Raw genomic sequence first — 23968 nt, forward strand, 5'->3', positions numbered from 1 at the left:
TTTTGATGCAATGAGACTTAAAGTAACAATAACACTTGCAGCGGCGGCCCTCCTCGGGGGGCTGACCGCCTGCAACAACGAATTTGACCGGCCACAGGCAGACCAAGTTCCCGAAAATGCCGTGCGGATTACGGCCGGTATAGCCAACCCGTTTGCCGCCACCCGCTCCATGCCGTTAGGCACGGAGGACGAGCAAACCAAGTTCAAGGCGGGAGACGAAATCTTGGTGTACGCTCCCAACAGCGACCAGCATGCCACCTATCGTTTCGATGGCTCTGTCTGGACACCCAAAGACGGCAAGTACCTCCTTTGGCAGGAGGACACGGAGGATTTCAGAGCCTTTTATCCCGCCGAATATGGCTTGGTACTTATTGGTGGGGCAGCATATGTTTTTCCAACAGACCAGAGCAGTACAGACAACATCGCTAAAGCAGACCTAATGGTAGGGGATCTTAATCACCAAGCAAAGACGAAAGAACCGTTGCACTTTACGATGCAACGCTGGATGGCACGCTTCATTGTCAAGATAGCCGGCTTCAACTCCGAATTTCCTGCCGGAACCAAGGTGGATAACGTCAGGTTCCATAGCAGAAGGGCAGGCGCCTCTCAAGCAACATACACACCCTATGCCGATGGCGAGGGCAAGGCGGGCAGCACCTACACGGTGCTTGTTCCCGATAATGCTTCGGACCATACGGTTTCCCTTACCGTAGGCGACAAGGCGATGACCGCCAAGCTGCGGGATTATACGCCTGATAAGGGCAAGAGCTACACCTTTAACCTCACCGTGGGCAAGGAGAAACTCGAGCCGGGCGAAGTGACCGTGGCCGACTGGACAGGCAGCACAGTCATCACGGGCGGAGAAGCCAACTTATCCAAATGGGACGGGGTGACTACATCGCCCGTAACTCCCGAAGCCGACGGCAAGACCTATAACATCAAGGAACCGGAAGAATGGGTATGGCTTTGCGAACAGGTAGGCAACAAAACGATTTCTACGAACGGACTGATCGTCAATCTGACCGCAGACCTGAACTTCGGCGGGCACGAAATGTATCCCTTGGGATATACGAAAGGCGATGAAAACGGTACGGCCGTTGGTTTCTGGGGCACGCTCAACGGAAACAATCACACGGTCGAAGAATTGAAGATGACACAAAGCGCCTATCGGCACATTGGTTTCATCGCTCAATTAAATCCGAGGTCCGAGGTTAAAGACCTCACCGTAGAGTGCAACATCAAAGGAAATTGTGAAAAGGTCGGTTCGGAAGCTGTGAGTATCGGAGGAATAGCCGGAATCAGCATCGGAGGAACCGTACAAAACTGTACGGTAAAAGGGAAAGTATCCTCTGATAAGGCATTTGTCTATATGGGAGGTGTTATCGGCTGTTTTTACGGAGGAACCATGATGAAATGTTCGAACTATGCCGAGGTGGTCTCCCTTTCCGACGATAACAGGATTATAGGGGGCGTGGCCGGATGTGTGGCCGATCTTTTACTGACAGGGTACGATATGCCCTCTTTCATGATAGCCTGCGTCAACTACGGCACGCTCGCCATACGTGGAACCGGACGGGCCGGAGGAATAACGGGAGAGGCCGCGTTTAATTCGGACAAACCGGACGACGTCCGAAGCACTTTTGCGGCCTGCTATAATGTCGGGGCTACAAAGGTTGTGGAAGATGCAACTTATACAGGTCAGGCAACGGGATTGTGCGTAGTACCGTTTGAAAAGAATACGGAACTTTACGGCTGTTTCAGTGCCGGTACTCTTCCGCAAGACGGAAATCCCGGCGTAGCCTTAAGAAAACCGTATGGCAATGGAGTCTTTGCCCTTTCGGATGCTTCGGACAATCTGCCGGCCTCTGTAGGAATAGCCGATACGGGGGTAAACTGCGGAAAGAAAACGCAGGCCGACCTGAACTCTCCGGAGACGGTAAAGGCAATGAACGACGCCATCGAGGCCTTCAATGCAAAAGAGCCGGCTCATGCCTGTACCTACCGTTTCAAAGCGGGGCCGACTTATCCGGTTTTGGAGTAGTGACGGGCCAAATGATAATAACCTGAATTCAATATAAAAGAGGAGGAGAAAATGAGACGCGTCAGTTGCCGCGGGTGACTAACGTTAGTCGATGGTGGTGACTGCCGTTAGTCGTTATTCATGACTGCCGTCAGTCACCACTTACGATTAACATTGTTTTCTTGAACCTTGGGGATAGATTTTCGAGCATAAATTATCCCTCCTATCTGCAAATAATAGTTGTCCGGGAGAAGTTTTGAGAAAGCAAACTTCCCCTCTTGATTTGATACACAAGCGGAGATTAGGGTAGAATCAACACTTCTCCACAAAGCAATGCTACAATCTGAAACCTCAGCTCCTTGAATGTCGCAAACCTGTCCAGATATTTCAAATAGGCAACTATCAGGTACTGTATTTTCATTCTGTGCTGAAGCCGGATATATACTACCGATTGCAATACACACAAACAATACGTAGCCCAATAACGCTCTACGATATGGGCAACACAAGAAGATGATATATTTAGTATTCAACATAACTATGTGAACTGAAATTACTGCTTGAAAACAACCCTCTGTTACAACAAGTTCTGTTCACTTAAGACACCTATTGTTATTTGATTTTTGGACAGAAGAGGGAGAAATCTAAGACTACTCGAGTTTTCAGTTGTTCAATTTTCTTCATAGCACAAACATAGAAAATATTTCCTCTACTCTTTTATTCGCCTTTTGGGGTTCCGGCTAGCTCCGAGAAAACCACACAACAAGAGGTGTCTCTTCGCAAAAGCGAAAATAGTAATTAAAATTGAAATAGCCAATTTTTGCGATGTTTTTTCTTTATGCATTCCAAATGTAAAAATGATGTGACCCCGAAATAAATTTGGCGTTTCGACAAGCATGCGCTATCTTTGTGGCCGCATGAACAGAATGATCTAAAACGAAACGATATGCTCACTATCAAACAGATTACCGACGATACGGAAAATGTGATCCGCGGACTCGAAAAAAAACATTTTAAAGATGCCCGCAACGCCATTGAACAAATCATAACACTCAACAATAAACGCAAGGCAGCTCAAAACCAATTAGACCATAACCTTGCGGCAGTAAACTCCTTGTCCAAATCCATCGGACAATTCATGAAAGAAGGAAATAAAGCCCAAGCGGAAGCAGCAAAGAACAACGTCGCAGAAATAAAAGAAGCAAACAAGACCTTGCAGGAAGAAATGGATAGCGCACAGCGCGAGATGACCGAACTGCTCTATACCGTCCCCAACGTACCATATCCCGAAGTACCCGAAGGCTCGGATGCCGCAGACAACGTTGTAGTAAAAGAAGGCGGATGGCGTACCGAACTCCCCCAGCACCCTCTCCCGCACTGGGAATTGGCCAAGAAGTACGACGTGATCGATTTCGACCTCGGCGTAAAGATCACAGGTGCCGGTTTCCCTGTCTACAAGGGGAAAGGAGCTCGCTTGCAACGCGCCTTGATCAATTTCTTCTTAGACGAAGCCCGCGCAGACGGATACACCGAAATCATGCCACCCACAGTGGTAAACCAAGCCTCGGGATACGGAACCGGACAGTTGCCCGATAAAGAAGGTCAGATGTATCACTGCCAAACCGACGACTTCTACCTCATACCCACCGCCGAAGTCCCCGTTACGAATATCTACCGCGACATCATCCTCGACGAAGCACAGTTGCCTATCAAGAACTGTGCATACACGCAATGTTTCCGACGCGAAGCGGGTTCGTACGGCAAAGATGTCCGCGGACTGAACCGACTCCATGAATTTTCTAAAGTCGAAATTGTTCGCATCGACAAACCCGAACACAGCAAAGAATCGCACCGCGAAATGCTCGATCACGTCGAAAAGCTCCTTCAGCAATTAGCATTGCCCTACCGTATCCTCTGCCTTTGCGGCGGCGATATGAGCTTCACCTCTTCCCTCTGTTACGACTTCGAAGTCTATTCGGAGGCACAACAGCGTTGGCTGGAAGTCAGCTCCGTATCCAACTTCGATACCTATCAGGCCAACCGCCTGCACTGCCGCTATCGCCGTACGGATAATAAAAAAATAGCCTTATGCCATACCTTGAATGGCTCCGCGTTGGCTTTGCCGAGAATCTTCGCCGCCTTATTGGAAAATAACCAGACGCCGGAAGGAATCGTCATCCCCCCAGCATTGATTCCCTATTGCGGCTTCGACCTGATCGACTGAATCCTTCAACAAAAGGCAGACCCTTTCTTAAAATGAGAATGGGGCAATTTGTCCTTGCTATCGGTTCGTATGTCCATCAAAGTATCCCCACCGGGGATTCGCCCTTTACAGGACAGGCATCGGAACGAAGCGATCACCTTGTTGCAACGGAACCGACACCGATCAATGGCATATTTTACAGGAACTGACGTCATATTTTGCTGGAACTGATGGTACATGGGGCAAAGCCTCCCGACCTCCGGTCCAAATATTAACCCGCTTTTCTTTTCCTTTTACCGGATATTGTCGTATTTTTGTCCATAATAACCATCGACGAAATATCTAAAAGTCACTAACTTAAAGCGATCCGGAATGAATAGAATAGTATCAAAAGAACAATTTTCAGCAAAAGTATTCAAGTTTGTCATCGAAGCCCCATTGATTGCCAAGTCTCGAAAGGCGGGCAATTTCGTCATTGTCCGCGTGGGCAAAAAGGGGGAACGCATGCCCTTGACCATTGCGGATGCGGATACGGAGAAGGGAACCATCACCCTGATCGTCCAAAAGGTCGGCCTCTCCTCCACCCGACTCTGCGAATTGAACGTCGGCGACTTCCTCACCGACGTGGTAGGCCCTTTAGGCAAACCCACGCACATCGCCTGCTTCGGTACCGTTATCTGCGCCGGAGGCGGCGTCGGCATAGCTCCCATGCTCCCCATCATCCGGGCGTTGAAGGCCGCCGGAAACCGCGTACTCTCCGTTTTGGCTGGCCGCTCCAAAGAGCTCGTCATCTTGGAAGAAGAAGTGTGCGAAAGCAGCGACAAAACGCTGATCATGACCGATGACGGAAGTTACGGCGAAAAAGGTATAATCACCGTAGGCATCGAACGACTGATCAATCAGGAACACATCGACAAAGTCTTCGCCATCGGACCTCCCATCATGATGAAATATTGCTGCCTGCTTACCCAAAAATACGATATCCCCACCGAAGTATCGCTCAATACCATCATGGTAGACGGCACGGGTATGTGCGGCGCCTGCCGGTTGACGATCGGCGGAGAGACGAAATTCGTCTGCATCGACGGACCGGAATTCGACGGCGCCCTAGTCGATTGGGACGAGATGTTCAAACGCATGGGGACATTCAAAGACGTCGAAAGAGAAGAGATGGAACAGTATGCGGCCCATCTCGCCCCCAAAGACGAAGGAGCAGAAGCGAGGACAGAGAAAACCGATATCATCATGGACGACGATCCGACCGACGACCCAATAGAAATTCTGACAGACCGCGATGCACCTTGGCGAAAAGAGCTGCGCACCTCGATGAAACCCAAGGAACGCACAGCCATCAAGCGCGTGACCATGCCCGAACTCGATCCCGTTTATCGCGCCCAAACCCGATTGGAGGAGGTGAACCGAGGATTGACCAAACAAATGGCGCTTACGGAGGCCAAGCGTTGCCTCGATTGTGCAAAGCCTACCTGCGTGGAAGGTTGTCCGGTCAGTATAAACATTCCCTCGTTCATCAAGAATATCGAACGTGGACAGTTCCTCGCCGCCGCAAAGGTATTGAAGGATACCTCAGCCCTGCCTGCCGTCTGCGGCCGTGTCTGTCCGCAGGAAAAGCAATGCGAGAGCAAATGCATTCACGTGAAAATGAACGGGAAAGCAGTAGCCATCGGCTATCTGGAACGTTTCGCTGCCGATTACGAACGCGAGAGCGGAAACATCTCCATACCGGAGATCGCACCTTCCAACGGCATAAAGATTGCGGTGGTCGGCTCCGGTCCGGCCGGCCTCAGTTTTGCCAGCGATATGGTAAAGAAAGGGTACGACGTCTACGTATTCGAAGCATTGCACGAGATCGGCGGAGTGTTGAAGTACGGTATTCCCGAGTTCCGTCTGCCCAATCGGATCGTCGACGTGGAAATCGAAAACCTGCGTAAGATGGGCGTCCATTTTCAAACCGACTGTATCGTAGGTAAAACCATCCGGGTGGATGAGTTGGATGAAAAAGGATTTAAGGGCATCTTCATCGGATCGGGCGCCGGCTTACCCAACTTTATGAATATCCCGGGAGAGAACGCCATCAATATCCTCTCGAGCAACGAATATCTGACGCGCATCAACCTCATGGACGCTGCCAACCCCATTGCCGATACCCCCATCAATTTTGGGAAAAAAGTGATGGTAGTAGGAGGCGGAAATACGGCCATGGACTCTTGCCGTACCGCCAAGCGACTCGGCGCGGAAGTTACCCTGGTCTATCGCCGTTCGGAAGCTGAGATACCCGCCCGACTGGAAGAAGTGAAACATGCGAAAGAAGAAGGAATCAACTTCCTCACGCTTCACAATCCGATCGAATACATCGTCGACGAGAAAGGAGCGGTCAAAGCAGCCGTCCTGCAAGTCATGCGACTCGGAGAAGCCGACGCAAGCGGCAGACGTAGTCCCGTCCCCGTTCCGGGAAAAACCGTTACGCTCGAGGTAGATCAGGTAATCGTAGCGGTAGGTGTGTCGCCCAACCCGCTCGTCCCGAAAAGCATCGCCGGCCTGGCATTGGGGAGAAAGAATACGATTGCAGTCAACGAAGAGATGGAGAGCAGTCGACCAAACCTCTATGCCGGCGGCGACATCGTTCGAGGTGGCGCGACTGTCATCCTCGCCATGGGCGATGGCCGAAGAGCTGCAGCTGCTATGGATCAAAAGTTGAGTACACCAACATAAATAAGATAAAATAACAGTCAATTCATGCTACTTAACAAATTCGACGTTACTTTTGCATCAAATTAAAAGATAATGCTGTTCAAGTATCGTTTCTTTCTGGTCATGAATTTTTTATCCGTCGCCGTTGCGGGCGCACAAGTGAAAAGCGCAACCGCTACGAAAATCCGAACCAAGAAGGCAATCGTTCTCAACGATGATTCGCTCAAACTCAAACGCATATTCGAAAATAAAGGAGAAATCAAATTGAATGGGGAAGCGATAAATGCCATCGACTTCGATTACTTGGACGACGAACCCTCCATGCTCGATGCACCGAAGCTCACAGAAAACCAGAATCACCTTCAGTTTCGGGAAGACATCGTAAAGAATCCCGCCTTTATCGAAGAACAGCAACGAGGCAGAGGAATTACGATGGAACTCAACCCGAACAGTCATTCGGACGTGTATCGTCAGACGGAACACGACATCAAGAATCGGCGCATCTCCTCTCCTTCATACGGCGACTACACGATACTCACAGCGGTCGGGTTCGCACTGACATTCGATGCCAATAAACTTCTAACGGAGAACTTGACCAAACACGGCAGAACTTTGAGACACAATCGCAAATATGCCCTCGCATGGAAAAAATACAGCAACCACATCCCTGCAAAACGCGATTCCGTTCAAAAGGACTCTACCCTCCTACTCCGACAAATGTACGAAATGGCGAATCGACTCTATCCGGGAGTTGCCGACTCTCTGAGATTTCAAAAGAAATGATGCGCCCAGCCGAGCCGGGCGCATCTTGACGAAACGGCATAACCTGATGATCCCTTACTCGCTGAATTTGGGATAGCCCGGATTCTGTACCAGATTCGGATTAGTCTGCCATGCGCCCTGCGATACGGGATACAATCGGTAATGTACATCTGTACTTCTCGTACAATTCGACTCGGGCCACATTCCCTGTTCGTAACATCCGAAACGGATATCGTCTTGCCGGGAATACAGTTCCCATGCCAACTCGTATCGGCGTTCCGCCTGAATTTCTTTCAAACCTACCGTTGCATAATCATGCATCTTGTCGCCGTAAGCGCGTTGGCGAACAGCGTTGACGCATCGAGTCGCTTCAGCTGCATCCCCATTGCCTCGTATGAGAGCTTCCGCCTTCATCAAATAGACGTCGGCCAAGCGAAAAATATGGAAATCGTTTTCCATGGCATCGGTCAGATCCGCTGCAAACTCCCATTTCTGACAGCGTGCTCCGTCATGCTGGTTGACGGCCCCCCACGTCGTTCCGTCATATTCCGTATTCGGAATCATCGTCACATCGACCGTGTGGTTCAATTCGAAACCGTGATCGGTGATAACAGGCTTGCCTGTCGATCGATCGATCATCAGCCCGATCAGGTAAGTGCCCGTATAACGGGGATCTTCCGTATCGAACAGTTTGACGTAACCGGGCTGAGCACAAACGCCGTTCCACGTTCCCGAGGCTTTGATACCTAAGGCCAAGTGGTCTTTGTAGTGCAAGGTACGGTTCATCAATTGATTCCGATCGTCCGTATCGCTGTTCGAGAATATGGCCGCCAAGATGGCTTCGTTGGACTTCTCGTTCGTCAGGCAGAAATTATCTTTCCAGTTCGACTCGAGAGCATATCCCATCCCCATGACTTTATTGCACGCGTCGACCACTTCCCCATACGCATTGCCGGAATAGTTGACGCCCCACGCTTCCGCATTCAGCAACAGTTTGGCTAACAGCGTATACGCTGCGCCCTGCGTAAACTTGCCGTAATTGTCTTTACGTTCAGGGCACAGGTCTTTGATGGCATTCACCTCCTGAATCAACCAGTCGAATACTTCCTGCCGAGTTTTGGTCGTGGGAAGATTCCGGTCACCGTAATCGGTCACCAAGGGTACATTCCCGAAATCGTCCACCAGCTTGTAATACCAGAAAGCGCGTACGCCACGCACCTCTACCATCCGGGTCGTCCTTTCCTCTTCGGTGAGTACTTCCGTTTTCGAGAGAGCCAACAAGGTGGCGTTGCACCTTCCGATCGATTCGGAAGCATTCGTCCATGCGTTCTTCACACATGAAGTCTGTGCGGTGTAGGTATGCATGTAGATCTCGCGATACTGACCGCCGTCGTACCAGTCGCCGCCTTTTCTGGTCGGCGTCACGGCCGACGACCCTCCCATCTCGTCCAACGCTAAGTAATTACCTCCGCTGAAGTACACCTTCAAGGTATTGTATACGGAACCGATGAGTGCATTCACCTCTACTTTCGTCTTTCCGAAAGTATCGGCAGGTAATTTGTCGTATACCTTCTCGTCCAGATTCGTACAGGCGGGAATGGAACAAATTACGGCAGCACCCACTAAACACGATATTATTGTTTTCTTTTTCATATCAATCTTCCTCCTTCAATTAAAATGTTAAGTTAACGCCGAAAGTAAACGAACGGGCTTTCGGCATATAGTTACGAGGTTCAATGCCCGGCGATAAGCCCGCATTGTCATCGCTGGCCTCCCCGCGGAAAATCTCCACTTCCGGATCCAGACCTTTATAGCCGGTAATGACGAAGAGATTCTGAGCGGCTACGTAAATACGTGCTTTATTCAACCAGTTGATATGCTTGGTATTGAACGTATAACCGATCGACATATTGTCCAGCCGGGCGAAAGAGGCATTCTCGATATAATACGAGCACACCCGCGAGTTTTCGCGCAACTTCAGCAAATCGTCGTTCTTCATTGCATTCGCGCCCTTGATGTAAGTGTTGTTACCGTAAGCCGCCAGCGGATTATCCAACACTTTATTGCCTAAGGTTCCACGAATAAAGAAGCTGGCGTCCCAATTCTTCCATGAGAAGGTATTATTCCAGCCAAAGGTCAGTTTCGGTTGCGAACTCCCGCAATAGGTGCGGTCATCGTCGGTAATCTGCTTGTCGCCGTTGATATCTTCGATGATATATTTGCCGTTCTCATCCAAGCCGGTACACTTCAGCATGAAGAATTGCCCTACCGGATGCCCCACCTCGATCACATGCGAAGTAACGCCCGACGCGCCGCGAATCCATGGATCGCCCACATATACGCGACCGGTTTTATACAGTTCGTCAGAGAGCTTCGTAATCTCGTTCTTGTTATGCGACAAATTCAGCGACGTCGTCCAGTTGAACGTCTTATTGCGGATCACGTCCCAGTTCAGCTGCAGCTCAATACCCTTATTGGTCATATCGCCTACGTTGGCAGCGATGGTGCTGTACACATACGTGGGCGTGGATACGGCATAGTTGTAAAGCATATCGGAAGTTTTCTTGTTATAGTATTCGACAGTACCTCCCAAGCGCCCGTTGAACAGTTGGAAGTCGATACCCACGTTGAACATGGAGGTCTGTTCCCATTTCAGGTCGGGATTCGCGTTCTGCGAAATTCGGAAGGTCGTGGGATAGGAGCCGTTGCTGTAATACTTCCCTCTGGCTTCGTACAGCTCGAGCGATTTGTAGGGCTGAAGCCCGTCCTGATTACCGGTGATACCGTAGCCGACGCGCAACTTCAAATCGTTGATCCACTTCACGTCCTCCATAAACGCTTCCTGCTTGATACCCCATGCAGCGGATGCCGACGGGAACCATCCCCACTTATGATTGGCGCCGAACTTGGACGATCCGTCGCGACGGATCGTAGTCGTCATCATATATCGTTCTTTATAACTGTAGTGGACACGAGCGAAAAACGAGATCAATTTGAATTCGTTTCTGCCTGACCTGATTTCACCGGCTTTGATCTTGTTGCCAGTTTGGATATTGTCGGCACCCATCGTCGACACGGCGAAGTCCCTCGCGATGGATTCCTGCATGGCGTATCCGTTCGATTCCCACGAATAGCCCAACAAACCTTCCACCTTGTGTGCTTCGTCGACGCCTAAGGCGCGATTGTAATCCAAGGTCCACTCCATCAAGTCGCGATCCCACCGGAAAGCATTTTTCCTCGCATACCCGTTATCGCCCTGTCCGCGCGAGTTCTCCGGATCGTGCCATTCGCTACCGTCGGCCTGAAAGCGGCTCTTGTACAGATTCACCTTTACGTTCAGGCCTTGCAAGAGTGTGAATTGCACGTCGCCCTGACCATAGAAGTAGTTGGAGCTGCGTTTCCGATAGTTTTGATCCTGATTCTGCACCGGGTTTCCCTGGTCATAATTGTGGTTGGCTCCGGTGAAATACGAGCCGTCCTCATTATAAACGGGATAAACGGGTGGCATGTTGTACGCCAAGATATAATCGTCGACAAAGGGCATACGCATATCCGTGATCGTGCCCGAACCGGTCATTCCCACCCGCAGGCGATCGTTGATGGCCCGTTGCTGAAACTGGAAACGAAAGCTGTGACGCTTCAGCCAGTTGTCGCGCGCAATGCCTTTGCGGTCCAAATAGGTGTACGAAGCGCGGTAGTTGCTCTTCGACGTGCCTCCGCTCAAAGAAACGGAATGGTTCTGCGAGAAACCCGTACGGAGCATCTCTCCGAACCAATCGGTGTCGGCGGTATATTGGTCGAAATCTTTAAGGTCGTTGCCCAATTCCTTATTGGCCGCTCGCCACTCGGCGGCGTTGAGCATATCGGGTTTGTTGGCCACCACGTCCATCGTCACATAGCCGTTGTAGTTGATGGTAGTGTTCGAACTCGCCCCTTTCTTGGTAGTGATGAGAATGACCCCCCCTGCCGCGCGTGAACCGTAAATGGCCTGTGAAGAAGCGTCCTTCAACACGGAGATCGATTCGATATCCGTGGGGGCAACTGTCGAGAGGTCACCGCCCGGAACGCCGTCGATGACGATCATCGGTCCCTGATCGTTCTGTAAGGTGGACGCACCGCGTAAACGGATCTGGGAACTTCTGGTGACATCGCCTGAACCCGAAACAATACTCAAACCGGCCACCTTACCCTGCAGAAGGTCGGACGCATCGCGGTTGACACCTTTGTTGAAGTTCACTTCCGAGACGTTGGCCACAGAACCGGTGATCTCCCTACGCGTTTGGCTGCCGTACCCGATGGCGACCACTTCGCCCAGGTCGGTTACCGACGAAGCCAGTTTGATATGGATCGATTTCCGGTTCTTGATACTCTCCTCGACGGTATTATAACCGATGAAAGAAACCACGAGCGTACCGTTTCCCCTTACATTGCTGATGACGAACTTCCCGTCGATATCGGTGATCGTACCGTTCGTCGTCCCCTTGATCAATACATTTGCGCCGATGATGGGCTCGTCGGTTTCGTCGACGACAGTTCCCGTCAACTGATAAGTAGCCTGTTGAACGATTTCCGCCTCCTCGAGATGCGGTGTGACAGCAGCCGTAGCCGCCTGAAATCCGGGAAAAACAGACAGATAGCAGACTATCCCCGCCATCCCGATCTTTTTAAAATGATTCTTCATATTCATACTATATTTATGGTTATAATTGCTCTTTTAGAATAAAAGGTTTTTATACTCCTTTTAAAAATAATTATACGAAATAAGGAAATGTTTGTTTCAAATCAAAACATTGAAAGAAGTTTAACATTGTTAATTTTCATCGGTTGTCGCGAGCGGCCACGAATGTATGAACAATCGTGCCGATTCTATCTCGGACGTATCCGAATTTGTTGATCGACGTCAAATTTCTATCATTTAATGAGATCAGTCAGTGTAATGTAATAGCACTCTCGATCCTTCGTTCTATTGGTCACAAAATTCCATATCCGCTTTCCGTAATTTCATGAAAGAATTCAATTCGTCCCGAACGTTTTCGATTAATAAAAATGGCGTGGTGGACGACCATAATCGATAGGAGGTATCACCTTTTACTTTCCGATGCAGAAATGGGAAAAAATATGCTTTAAGACCTCGTCGGTAGTGACTTCGCCGACGATATCGGAGAGTTCGTAAATACATTGTCGGAGATCTTCGCTGATTAAGTCGTTGGAGAGTTTGGATTCAAGGCCTTCACGCACCCTATGCATCGATTTGAGGGCACGCACGAGAGCTTCATAATGGCGGACGTTGGTAATTATTACATCGTTTTGTGAAATCTCAGGTAAAGCGGCGAGCCGAATCAGTGTGTTCTCTAACGGCAAAAGGGTTTCGTATCGTTTGGCCGAAATAAACAGTTTTTCTGCAGAGATATCCGCAAAATCGGTCAGCAAAACTGCTTGTCGATCCCGGGTTATCAAATCCGTTTTATTGAATAAGACAATGAGTTTGGCAGCCTTACAATAAGGGAGGGTCGTTTGTTTTATTTCTTCGAGTTTCTGGTTGTCATTTGTCGCATCGACCATCCACAGTATGATATCGGCTTGTTTCATCTGTTGGTATGTACGCGCTATGCCGAGATTTTCTACGACATCGTTCGTGCGGCGGATCCCTGCCGTATCGATAAATCGGAAAGTGATACCCTGTAAGCTGACCGTATCTTCGATAACATCGCGGGTGGTTCCATGAACATCGCTGACAATGGCTTTATCTTCTTTGAGCAACGCATTCAGGAGCGTAGATTTTCCGACATTGGTTTCTCCGATAATGGCGACGGGCACGCCGTTTTTTAAAGCGTTGCCGACGTTAAATGAACGGGTCAGTCCGGAAATAGTTTCTTCGATGTGGCATGCCATTGCTTTCAGCTCTTCTCGATCAGCGAACTCCAATTCTTCGTGATCGCTGAAATCGAGTTCCAATTCCATCAACGAGGTGACACGGAGCAATTGATCGCGTAAACTTTTCAATTCGTCGCTGAATCCGCCTCGCATTTGATTTAATGCAAGCCTGTGGGTGGCTGTAGATGTAGAGGCGATTAAATCGGCGACAGCTTCGGCCTGGCTTAAATCCATCTTACCGTTGAGAAATGCCCGCTGGGTATATTCTCCAGGACGGGCCAACCGGCATCCTTTGCGAATCAATAATTGCATGACTTGCCGAAGTATATAACTCGAACCGTGACACATGATCTCCGTGCTGTCTTCGCCCGTGTAGGAACGGGGAGCCTTGAAAAGAGCGACCAGGACTTCGTCGATTTCGACTCCTTCCTCGTCGAATATTCTACCGAAGGTCAGCGTATAAGTTTTACGCTCGGATAAAGGTTTTCCTTCGACAGGAGTCAGGACGGACGACGTAATCTCCACGGCTTTCGGACCGGAAACGCGAATCATACCCACGGCACCGCCCTGAGCGGTTGCCATGGCACAAATGGTATCTTGATCGATAATATGCATTTGTTTTAACACACTTTTTGCCGTTGTTCAAATACGGTCGAGCACTTTTCCTATCAGCTCCTCAATGCTGTTCTTATAGGTCGTATTCGCTTCTTTGACCAGTCGATTCGCAATGACCATACAGCAAGTCATGGCTTTGTGCCCCATCAGTTTCGAGAGGCCGGCAAGGGCAGAACTTTCCATTTCAAAGTTAGTAATGCGATATCCCTCGTATGCAAAGCTTTCGATTTTTCGGTTTTGGTTCGGATCAGCCAGAGGAATGCGCAGTTCGCGTCCTTGCGGACCGAAGAATCCGTTTGCCGCAATGGTGACGCCTCGGACCATGTCGTCCTGAGCGATACGGGTCAACAATTCGCTGTTCGCATCAATGACATAAGGATGAGCCTGACAGATGTTTCCTTTCCATCCCATATAGTCAATGAACGCCTGTTCGAACTTTAAGTCGCAGACTTCGTTCCGGCCGGCATAAAAATTGAGCAATCCGTCCAAGCCGATCGATTTCACGCTGGCGATGAAGGTTCCCACCGGCGTACTTCGCTGCAGCCCCCCGCAAGTACCGATGCGAACCAGTTCTAACGACCTTGGCCGATCGTTGGAGGTACGCGTTTCGAAATCGATATTGGCTAACGCATCGAGTTCGTTCAGGACGATGTCGATATTGTCGCACCCGATTCCGGTAGACAGCACCGTCAAGCGTTTCCCCTTGTAAACGCCCGTAACGGTGTGGAACTCGCGGTTGCTTACCTTACATTCTATTTCCTCGAAGTTCGAGGCGACGAGCGAAACGCGTCCCGGATCGCCCACCAAGATGATTTTATCGGCCAATTGTTTCGGTTTCACATGAAGGTGAAATACCGATCCGTCCGCATTAATAATCAGTTCGGACGCTGCATAATATTTCTTTTCGTTCATCGTTCCATCCTTTTATTTCAACGGCGCCGTAGTACTTCCGCTTTCGGGTTTCGCGATGTTCTGACGCATATTCGTATCGGCATCGATATTCTTGATGCGATAATAATCCATGATTCCCAAGTTCCCATCCCGGAACGCTTCGGCAATCGCCTTGGGAATTTCCGCTTCTGCCTGAATTACATTGGCGCGCGCCTCCTGCGCTTTCGCTTTCATCTCCTGTTCCTGTGCCACGGCCATCGCTCTACGCTCCTCCGCCTTGGCCTGAGCGATGTTCTTATCGGCATTCGCCTGATCCATCTGTAGGGTAGCGCCGATGTTCTTGCCTATGTCGATGTCTGCAATATCGATGGAAAGTATTTCGAAAGCCGTCCCTGCATCCAACCCTTTGGAAAGCACTAATTTCGAGATCGCATCCGGATGTTCGAGGACCAATTTATGGTTGTCGGACGAACCGATAGAGGAGACGATCCCTTCGCCCACGCGAGCGAGAACGGTATCTTCGCCGGCTCCGCCCACTAACTGGCGGATATTGGCACGGACGGTGACACGAGCTTTGGCGATCATCTGAATGCCGTCTTTGGCAACGGCCGTTACCGGAGGCGTATCGATGACTTTGGGATTGACCGACATCTGTACGGCCTGAAACACGTCGCGTCCGGCCAGATCGATACCCGTCGCCATCTGGAAGGAGAGATCGATGTTGGCTTTCGAAGCCGAAACTAATGCGTGCACGACTTTCTCGACATGTCCGCCTGCCATATAGTGAGCTTCCAGCTCATCGCGGGTAATCGTTTTCAATCCGGCCTTATGCGCTTCGATCATGGCAGGGACGATCGTATAAGGAGGAACATTACGGATACGCATCAGAAAAAGCTGAACCAGCGAGATGTGTACGCCCGATACTTTGGCCGAAAGCCAGAGAAAGAAAGGCACGTAATGAAAGAACACGATGAGGAGAATTAATCCGCCTCCGATCAGGATAAAGGGTAAATAGGAATCCAACATGGCAAATATGATTTAATAGTGAATAATTCAGTTTGTTTTACGAACGAAGACGATGCCGTCCGTAATGCGATCGATACAAACGGGCGTCTGCTCGTCAATGAAACCATCCGACGAACGTACCTCGATGATATGGCCGTTTATTTCGGCATTTCCGATCAAGGCCAGGCGGGTGATGGCCCTGCCTCGGTCGCCGGGGCGAATGTTCAATCCCTTGAGGGGATTAGTATTGTAATCGATCGATTTCTTCAGAGCTACTTTTTCCAGCGTTTTCGACTTCATGAACCAGACGGTGATTCCCACTCCGCCGACAAGCGTGACAAGCAACGTGACGATCCCGCCGACAGGGCCGAAGTGGACAAAAGCATAATAATTCCCGTAAATGAGGCAACAGGCAGCCGCTATCCCCGTCATGCCGAACCCCGGAATCAGGAATACCTCGATGATATACAGGACGAACCCGGCTACGATAAGCAATGAAAGAATAAATAGTTCCATAGCTGAAAAATTAATGTTTAAACTGACTGATTTCCGTATTTCTGACCTCGACGATAAGCTGGTCGATTTCTTCGTACAGTTGTTTTAACCGCTGTTCCATCTCTTGGATGTTTTCAGAAAGCTGTTTTTTCTCCGTATCGTCGCCGGCTTCGTATCGGTGGCGTTTTTCAGCCAAGTCTCTGGCGAGGGAATCGTAGTCCTTTTGCTTTTGCAGTGCCTGTCGGTATAGGTTGCGGGCATCTGCAGAACGGAAATCGGACAAGGCGGTGTACGTGACGGAATCGTTTACGATCAATTCGAAGTCTCCTCCCCGTTGCGGCTGCGTTTGAGGTCGGATCAATGCGGTAAGACGCTGCCGAGCCGCCTCTACCTTATCGGCATCCTGCCATGTCATCCGGATGGAACGGAGCGTAGCGGCGTTCCTCAGTACGGCTGGATCGGTTGATTCGTAATCGAGGACGGCCCTTTCGGTGTTAGGCACGAACACGTATACGCACACCGAATCTTCAGGTTGGTAACGGTCGGAGGCAAACCATCCGAGCTCGTTCTGTTCGTCGACGACGAGCATGTAATCATTGGCGGGGGAATTGAACGGCATCCCCCGGTTGTCGGGCTTCAGGTAAGCGTTATTTTCCGAGTCGTAACGCGTCACGTAAATATCATATCCACCCAACGATCCCTCGCCGTCGAAAGCGAAGCAGAGGGTAATGCCGTCGCCCTTGAGGAAGGGATAGTTGACGTTGTTGGAACCATTCAGCGAGGAGATGGGCATCGGTTCACTCCATGTATCGATCAGCTTGTTGCGGAGGTATAAGCGATACTTGCCATCTTCGTCCTGTCGACTGAAGATCATCTTATTTTCCATTTCGGTTTCATAGACGATTTCCTGTCCGTGTTGACTGAGGCTCCCGGATTCTTTGCCGATTTTATAGACATTCAGGAAATCGTTCTTGTGTACGACGAAACTGTCGATCACTGTCAGGTTTTCTACATTTTTGTACATCAATGCCGTTTTACGGATCGCCTCCAATTCCGCTTCGGCTTCGTCGGCACTTCGCTTTTTGTCTTTCAACAGCGAGATGTGCCGTTCATACGCTTCGATAGCGTCGTCGAACCGGTATAAACTGGCGTACGCCTTGCCTAAATAACGGAACGCATGGATATAATTCCTTTTCGCACTTTTTTCCAGATAAGAAAGGGCCTCGGCGATTGCTCCCGTTTCGTAGCAACACGCTCCTGCGTAGTAATTGTATGCAGGGTTCGAAGGGTTCTTCTCCGCCAAGGAACGGTATGCAGCGAGGGCAACGACATAGTTTTCCGCCTCGAAATCTTTTTGCGCTTGAAAGACACTCTGAGCCATCGCTGCCGGGCAGCACACGAGAAGCGCCAGCAGAAAGACGCGGTATTCTATACGAATGATTCGTTTCATTTCAATCGATCTGTGGAGGTTTCGTTATTAAATAGTCCAAAAATACGTATTTAATCGGATATTCCGCTTTTTATCCGGCTTTATTTTGTTAATTCTTTCTTAAATCTTTCTTTCGACGCATTTTGCGTCTGTTGCAGAGGAAAAGCGAGGTACAGACGACGGGGATGCAGACAGTTGTTTCTGCATGGATCACTTTTAAATTTGAACCGCCCTGTCGGAGTGTCAAATCTATGGCATGTTTCAAAGCCATCGATTGCATGATATACACCACTTTCGGCATCGGTATTAGCTCGCCGCGTACGGTGTTGTCATGTTGAGGCGGAAGCGTCATCTTTTCTCTTTTAGATAGTATTTAAGGATTGCAGGATTATCATCCGCCTTTACTTTATGTCGTACTGTTCGCAGAAAACTTCATCGAACTCTTCCGGCCCTTGACCGGGACAACTCATGCTTGCAACCATTCTGCCTTTCTTAGCGAATTTGAAAAACGTTCGGTTAATATCGGAATAAATAAAAGGTGACACTCATTGTATATAAAGAGAGTCATGCAATACGCAGAGGACAAGTAAATACGAGGCCGTTCTTTTTTATTTCTCCATTCTATATCAACTATATGAAAAGAATAATTTATCTTTGCAATGTTTTCTAATGGAAATTAATAGCAATATGTAATAAACACGGATAGATGAAACATTTAATTATTGGCGGAGTTGCAGGAGGAGCGACAGCAGCGGCCAGAATCCGACGCGCTGACGAAAGCGCAGAGATCATTTTGATAGAAAAAGGAAAATATATTTCATACGCTAACTGCGGATTACCTTACTATATAGGTGGCGTTATAGCAGAACGAAACAAATTATTCGTCCAGACGGCCGAACGGTTTGGACGCCGATTCAACATCGACGTTCGAACGGAAAACGAAGCGATAATCATCGACCCGAAGTCGAAAAAAGTAACTGTTCGTCGAAAAGATCGCACCGAATATGCAGAAACCTACGACAAACTGTTGCTTTCGCCGGGATCGATACCCGTTCGCCCTCCCTTGAAAGGCATTGACGCCGAAGGCATCTTCACCTTACGAAACGTGGAAGATACAGACGCCATCAAAGCTTATCTCGACCGTCACCATATCAAAAGAGCCGTCGTGGTGGGAGGAGGATTCATCGGGTTGGAGATGGCCGAGAACCTGTATAAGACCGGAGCACAGGTGTCGATCGTCGAAATGGCGAATCAGGTGATGGCTCCTGTGGACTTTTCCATCGCCTCTCACGTGCATCGCCACCTCATGGACAAAGGAGTGGACCTCTACCTCGAAAGAGGAGTGGAACATTTTGAAAAGACGGCAAACGGTTTGAAAGTGTTTTTCGGAAATGGCGAAAGCATAGAGGCCGACATCGTAGTGCTGTCTATCGGAGTCCGTCCCGCTACGAAATTAGCGACGGACTCGGGAATCGAGTTGGGAGAACGGGGAATCAAAGTGAACAACTACCTGGAAACCTCCGCGAAAGACGTATATGCAGTGGGCGATGCCATCGAATTCACACATCCGCTGACAGAACAACCGTGGCTGAACTACTTGGCTAATCCGGCTAACCGGCAGGGACGCATAGCGGCGGATAACATGGTCTTTGGTAATAAATACGAATACGAAGGCGCCATCGGTACATCGATCGCCAAAGTCTTCGACATAACGGTCGCATCCACCGGGCTTCCCGCCAAACGCCTGAAACAATCGGGTATCGACTACCGAAGCTCCATAACTACTTCCCTTGCGCATGCCGGCTATTATCCAGGAGCGTTTCAACTGACCACCAAGTTGACGTTCGCCCCCCAGACCGGCAAGCTCTTCGGAGCACAATGTGTGGGGCACGACGGCGTCGACAAACGAATCGATCAACTATCGCTTATCATCAAGCACGGAGGTACCATTTACGACTTGATCGAACTGGAACACGCCTACGCCCCGCCTTTTTCCTCCGCCAAAGATCCGATAGCTATCGCGGGATATACCGCCAGCAACATTCTCAACGGTAGCATGCCCGTCGTCACATGGAGGGAATTGAAAGAAATAGACCGTACTCATACCCTACTGATAGACGTCCGCAGTCGGGAGGAATATGAATTGGGCGCCATCGAAGGAACGATCAACATTCCTTTAGACGAGGTACGCCCCAGAATCTCGGAAATACCGAAAGACAAAGACATCGTCTTCATCTGCGCCGTGGGACTGAGAGGATATCTGGCACAACGCATCCTGATGGGGCTCGGTTACCGACGCGTACGCAACCTATCGGGAGGATACAAAACATACGAATTAGCTACGCAGACAATCACCCTCCGGGAAGAAAGGCTGGTTACGGTCGACAGCTCGAATCGACCGAAACCGCCTCGTATCAGGCAGATCGATGCTTGCGGGCTGCAATGCCCAGGCCCTATCATGAAACTGAAGCAAGCAATGGACAAGCTGACGGCAGGAGAATGCATCGAAGTGGTGGCAACGGACGCAGGATTCCCCGAAGACGCTCGAGCATGGTGTCGCTCCACCGGCAATAAACTGGTATCGCACTACGACGAAAACGGTTATCATACCGTCGTATTCGAGAAAGGGACGGATGAAAAGCCTACGTCTGCTGACCGCCGCGGAAGCAGGAATAAAACCCTGATCATGTTCAGCGACGACCTCGACCGCGCCATCGCTACATTCGTATTGGCAAATGGAGCTGCCGCCACCGGCCATAAAGTTTCCATCTTCTTCACCTTCTGGGGGTTGAACGTCATCAAGAAAGAACGCAAGCCTGCCGTGCGAAAAGACTTTTTCGGGCGCATGTTTGGCCGAATGTTACCGTCGAGTTCGAAAAAATTAAAGTTATCGCAGATGAGCATGTTTGGCATAGGAGACCGACTGATACGCTACATCATGCGCAAAAAACACATCGACTCGTTGGAAGAGTTGCGTCGACAAGCCTTGGACAACGGGGTGGAATTCATCGCCTGCCAGATGACTATGGAGATGATGGGCATAGCGAAAGAAGAATTGATCGACGGCGTATCCGTCGGCGGTGTGGCCACTTACATGGAACGCGCCGAAAATGCAAACGTAAACCTCTTTATATAAATATGGATAGAGACAAGATCTGTAAGTTGCGTGACGTTTACCGCGCCATCACAACTTTCGAAGCGGAGATAGAAAGGATATTCGACCTGAATATCAACGAAGTCATGCTGCTCTGCACGCTGAACGAGCGTGATCGGCTGACTTCAAGCGAAATTGCCGAAGCGTTGGGGTTGAGCAATTCCAACGCCTCGAAGGTCATCACCTCGATCGAGAAGCAAAGGCTGATAAAAAGAATTGTCGATAAGGCCGACAAACGCCAAATGCATTTCTCCCTCACCCAAAAGGGGAAAACACGGCTCGACGAAATTAAGTGTCGCGACATCGCCCTGCCGCAACTGTTACGTTCAATCACAAACTGACGGGAATGCAAGTCCCTCTCACTATCAAAATAATTTAGACGCCGGCAAACATTCTGCCGACGTCTAAATCCGTTTTTGAGAGAGCCATCGAAACGGCCTCGTCTTTTACTCAAACAGCCGTCCCGTTAGAGATAGTATTTCTCTACCACCTGGAACGCCTCGTCGAACTTATAGACCAACGGTTTTCCCGTGGGAATCTCCACCTTGATGATTTCCTCGTCCGACAAATGTTCGAAATATTTGACGAGCGAACGGAGAGAGTTTCCGTGCGCAGCGATAAATACCCGTTTGTCCGAAAGGATGAGCGGTTTGATGTGCTCCTCGAAGTAAGGAACGGTCCGGCGAATGGTATCGGAAAGACTTTCGCATAAAGGGACCTCCGAAACCGGGACATCGCGGTAGGGTGCCTGCAAACGAGCATTGTACGGACTGTTCGCCTCCAGCTCGGGCGGGCGCACATCGAAGCTGCGCCGCCACACATGCACCTGCTCTTCTCCGTACTTAGCAGCAGTGTCGGCTTTGTTCAATCCCTGTAAAGCGCCGTAATGCCGCTCGTTCAATTGCCATGCCTTGATGACGGGCAGCCATTCCCGATCCATTTCTTCGAGTATGATCTGTTGCGTATGAATGGCGCGCTTCAGGTACGAAGTAAAACAAATATCGAAATCGAAATTTTCACACAATAAAGCCTTTCCTGCCTGATGGGCTTCAGCCTTTCCTTTTTCGGAGAGGTCTACGTCTACCCACCCCGTAAACAAATTTTTCCGGTTCCACTCACTTTCTCCGTGACGGACGATTACCAATGTTTTCATATTCAATAATTACTATTTTATTATTCACCTTTCTTCATTGACTTTTGTTTGTTCCACAGATCGATTACCAAGAGCACCGCTATTACCGCGTTCAGCGGCATGATAAAGAATTGAGCCATGCCGGCACCCATGAAGAGCTCCGCCATATGCAAAATGTGGAAAAGCGCCATCAAACAGGCTATCGCCAAACCAACGATCACGTCGCAGCGTTTCTTGCCGTAGATCGAAAACAACAACCCGATGAAAGGTACGGTATAAGTAAAAGTACTCATCAGGATGGCCATCCACGCCGGAACTTCTCCCGTAGCGTTCTCCATGACCACGCTACCTCCGCAAAACAGAGGTAATAAATCCATCGATGTATGAATGGTTAATCCCACCATCAACATGATCCACAATAACGGAATTCTAAAATTTGAATTGTTCATAAGCAATATATTTAACTTAACGACTTGCTTTTCCCTGCATATACCCTCTCCCGTCGAAAACTTCCCGGAAGCCGCGGGAGGAACATTCGCATTCGGCCGCAAAGAAAATAATTTTTTTCCATCCGCGCAATACCCAAAAGTGATAATTTTTTCTCCGAAGGAGGCGAGCAATTTCTTCCCGATCAACGGTTCAACAGATGGCGGATAGCGCTCATCGGATTGTAGAAAAACATCCTCGGCCCGGCCCAGCGCATCACTTCCCGGATGCGTTCCCGCTCAAGGGCGGCATAGCAATGGACAGGACAATCCCGACAGGCCGTCTTCCTTTCTCCAAACCTACAATGCTCCAATCGATGAGAGGCATAGTCGATCAGCCGTACATATTCCTCCGGCATCTCTCCGATTTTCAATTTATGCCGACAATACAGCTCAACCATTCGGCGGATGGTCGATTTCTCGCGTTCGATTCTCTTGCCCATCGATGGTTACAGCCGCCGCTTCGTCATCAGATTTTCAGTTTCCGCCAGATACGGTGAGGAATGATCTTCCAAAAGAAAGTGAACATCCTCCAGCGAAAATCGATGACGCGGACATGCTTGCGCTTATAAATAGCCTTGACGATCTGCTTCGACACCGCTTGCACCTGCATGAGCATCGGATACTTGCGAGCGTCGTTCAACAATGGCGTAGCGACGAAACCGGGACGAATGTCGGTAAAGCGGATATTCAGTTTCCGACTGTGGACCAACTGTTCCAACGCTTCGATATAACAATTCTGGAAAGCTTTCGTAGCCGAATACGAAGGCACTGCCCCCAAGCCTTTCGTCCCGGCCACCGAACTGATGACAGCGATCTGACCTCCGCCTTGCTCGACCAGATAATGAAAAGCTGCATTTACCATCCGGGTAAAGCCGAGGGCATTGGTGTTGACCGTATCCAATTCGATGTCTTTATCCAATTCCGGATTTCGTTTGCCGATGCCGGAAGCATAGAAAAACAAATCCATTCCACCGACTTTGTCTATCAGGCATCGCAGTTTCTCGGGAGCATCCTCCTCCGTCACATCGATCCTCTCGAAGCGAATGCGCTCGGGATTCAATGTTTGCAGCTCCATTAATCTGTCGGTGCGACGAGCTGCCAGCCCCAGCATCCAACCATCGGCAAGCAGCAGTTTACCCACTTCCATTCCGATTCCGGAAGAAGCTCCGATAATGATTGCACGTTTCATAA

The 23968-nt window shown here is 49.7% G+C and carries 18 protein-coding genes; 6 read left to right on the plus strand and 12 right to left on the minus strand.

Annotation, left to right across the window (positions count from 1 at the left end; genetic code table 11):
• The first annotated feature begins 10 nt into the window (after nucleotides 1-10).
• The 4 genes from BN102_RS08820 (at nucleotide 11) to BN102_RS10585 (ending at nucleotide 7715) form a co-directional block, all read left to right on the plus strand.
• Nucleotides 11-2041, plus strand: coding sequence for a fimbrillin family protein (locus tag BN102_RS08820; RefSeq protein WP_019208770.1), 2031 nt, complete (start codon nucleotides 11-13; stop codon nucleotides 2039-2041).
• 925 nt (nucleotides 2042-2966) lie between these two features.
• Entirely contained in the window at nucleotides 2967-4244 is a 1278-nt protein-coding gene (gene serS, locus BN102_RS08830) for a serine--tRNA ligase (protein ID WP_021311361.1), read from the plus strand.
• A gap of 351 nt (nucleotides 4245-4595) precedes the next feature.
• Nucleotides 4596-6953: a bifunctional dihydroorotate dehydrogenase B NAD binding subunit/NADPH-dependent glutamate synthase gene (locus tag BN102_RS08835; protein WP_036787833.1), complete on the plus strand. Its 2358-nt coding sequence runs from the start codon at nucleotides 4596-4598 to the stop codon at nucleotides 6951-6953.
• Between the two features lie 72 nt (nucleotides 6954-7025).
• Nucleotides 7026-7715, plus strand: coding sequence for a DUF4858 domain-containing protein (locus BN102_RS10585; protein WP_019208774.1), 690 nt, complete (start codon nucleotides 7026-7028; stop codon nucleotides 7713-7715).
• A gap of 54 nt (nucleotides 7716-7769) precedes the next feature.
• Here the strand turns inward: BN102_RS10585 and BN102_RS08845 are convergent, their stop codons facing one another.
• From BN102_RS08845 to BN102_RS08880, 8 genes are all read right to left on the minus strand, one after another.
• Nucleotides 7770-9347, minus strand: a complete 1578-nt coding sequence (locus BN102_RS08845; RefSeq protein WP_019208775.1) for a RagB/SusD family nutrient uptake outer membrane protein — start codon at nucleotides 9345-9347, stop codon at nucleotides 7770-7772.
• A 19-nt stretch (nucleotides 9348-9366) separates the two neighbouring features.
• Nucleotides 9367-12375, minus strand: a complete 3009-nt coding sequence (locus BN102_RS08850) for a SusC/RagA family TonB-linked outer membrane protein (RefSeq protein ID WP_245545377.1) — start codon at nucleotides 12373-12375, stop codon at nucleotides 9367-9369.
• A 407-nt stretch (nucleotides 12376-12782) separates the two neighbouring features.
• Entirely contained in the window at nucleotides 12783-14183 is a 1401-nt protein-coding gene (gene mnmE / locus BN102_RS08855) for a tRNA uridine-5-carboxymethylaminomethyl(34) synthesis GTPase MnmE (RefSeq protein ID WP_019208777.1), read from the minus strand.
• Between the two features lie 27 nt (nucleotides 14184-14210).
• Entirely contained in the window at nucleotides 14211-15095 is an 885-nt protein-coding gene (locus tag BN102_RS08860) for a nucleoside phosphorylase (protein ID WP_019208778.1), read from the minus strand.
• 12 nt (nucleotides 15096-15107) lie between these two features.
• Nucleotides 15108-16100 (minus strand): flotillin-like protein FloA, encoded by a 993-nt coding sequence (gene floA / locus BN102_RS08865; protein WP_019208779.1) that lies wholly within the window; start codon nucleotides 16098-16100, stop codon nucleotides 15108-15110.
• 27 nt (nucleotides 16101-16127) lie between these two features.
• Nucleotides 16128-16595 (minus strand): NfeD family protein, encoded by a 468-nt coding sequence (locus tag BN102_RS08870; RefSeq protein WP_019208780.1) that lies wholly within the window; start codon nucleotides 16593-16595, stop codon nucleotides 16128-16130.
• A 10-nt stretch (nucleotides 16596-16605) separates the two neighbouring features.
• Nucleotides 16606-18024, minus strand: a complete 1419-nt coding sequence (locus tag BN102_RS08875) for a hypothetical protein (protein WP_019208781.1) — start codon at nucleotides 18022-18024, stop codon at nucleotides 16606-16608.
• 88 nt (nucleotides 18025-18112) lie between these two features.
• Nucleotides 18113-18355 carry a hypothetical protein gene (locus tag BN102_RS08880; RefSeq protein WP_021311331.1) on the minus strand — a complete coding sequence of 81 codons (243 nt, stop codon included), beginning with the start codon at nucleotides 18353-18355 and terminating at the stop codon, nucleotides 18113-18115.
• 354 nt (nucleotides 18356-18709) lie between these two features.
• Here BN102_RS08880 and BN102_RS08885 point away from each other — a divergent pair, with 354 nt between their 5' ends.
• Together BN102_RS08885 and BN102_RS08890 are read left to right on the plus strand one after the other, a co-directional pair.
• Nucleotides 18710-21139, plus strand: coding sequence for an FAD-dependent oxidoreductase (locus tag BN102_RS08885; RefSeq protein WP_019208783.1), 2430 nt, complete (start codon nucleotides 18710-18712; stop codon nucleotides 21137-21139).
• A 2-nt stretch (nucleotides 21140-21141) separates the two neighbouring features.
• Nucleotides 21142-21498, plus strand: a complete 357-nt coding sequence (locus tag BN102_RS08890) for a MarR family winged helix-turn-helix transcriptional regulator (RefSeq protein ID WP_019208784.1) — start codon at nucleotides 21142-21144, stop codon at nucleotides 21496-21498.
• A 125-nt stretch (nucleotides 21499-21623) separates the two neighbouring features.
• Here BN102_RS08890 and gpmA read toward each other — a convergent pair whose 3' ends face one another.
• From gpmA to BN102_RS08910, 4 genes are all read right to left on the minus strand, one after another.
• The gene (gene gpmA / locus BN102_RS08895) at nucleotides 21624-22310 is read right to left on the minus strand and encodes a 2,3-diphosphoglycerate-dependent phosphoglycerate mutase (RefSeq protein ID WP_019208785.1); all 687 of its coding nucleotides are present in this window, start codon (nucleotides 22308-22310) and stop codon (nucleotides 21624-21626) included.
• A 20-nt stretch (nucleotides 22311-22330) separates the two neighbouring features.
• Nucleotides 22331-22738 (minus strand): hypothetical protein, encoded by a 408-nt coding sequence (locus tag BN102_RS08900; protein ID WP_035455874.1) that lies wholly within the window; start codon nucleotides 22736-22738, stop codon nucleotides 22331-22333.
• Nucleotides 22739-22920: 182 nt separating this feature from the next.
• The gene (locus tag BN102_RS08905) at nucleotides 22921-23217 is read right to left on the minus strand and encodes a nitrous oxide-stimulated promoter family protein (RefSeq protein ID WP_019208787.1); all 297 of its coding nucleotides are present in this window, start codon (nucleotides 23215-23217) and stop codon (nucleotides 22921-22923) included.
• Nucleotides 23218-23243: 26 nt separating this feature from the next.
• Nucleotides 23244-23966: an SDR family NAD(P)-dependent oxidoreductase gene (locus tag BN102_RS08910; protein WP_021311415.1), complete on the minus strand. Its 723-nt coding sequence runs from the start codon at nucleotides 23964-23966 to the stop codon at nucleotides 23244-23246.
• Between the last annotated feature and the right edge of the window lie 2 nt (nucleotides 23967-23968).

Source organism: Phocaeicola abscessus CCUG 55929 (genome assembly GCF_000312445.1).
GTDB classification, from domain to species: Bacteria; Bacteroidota; Bacteroidia; order Bacteroidales; family Bacteroidaceae; genus Phocaeicola; species Phocaeicola abscessus.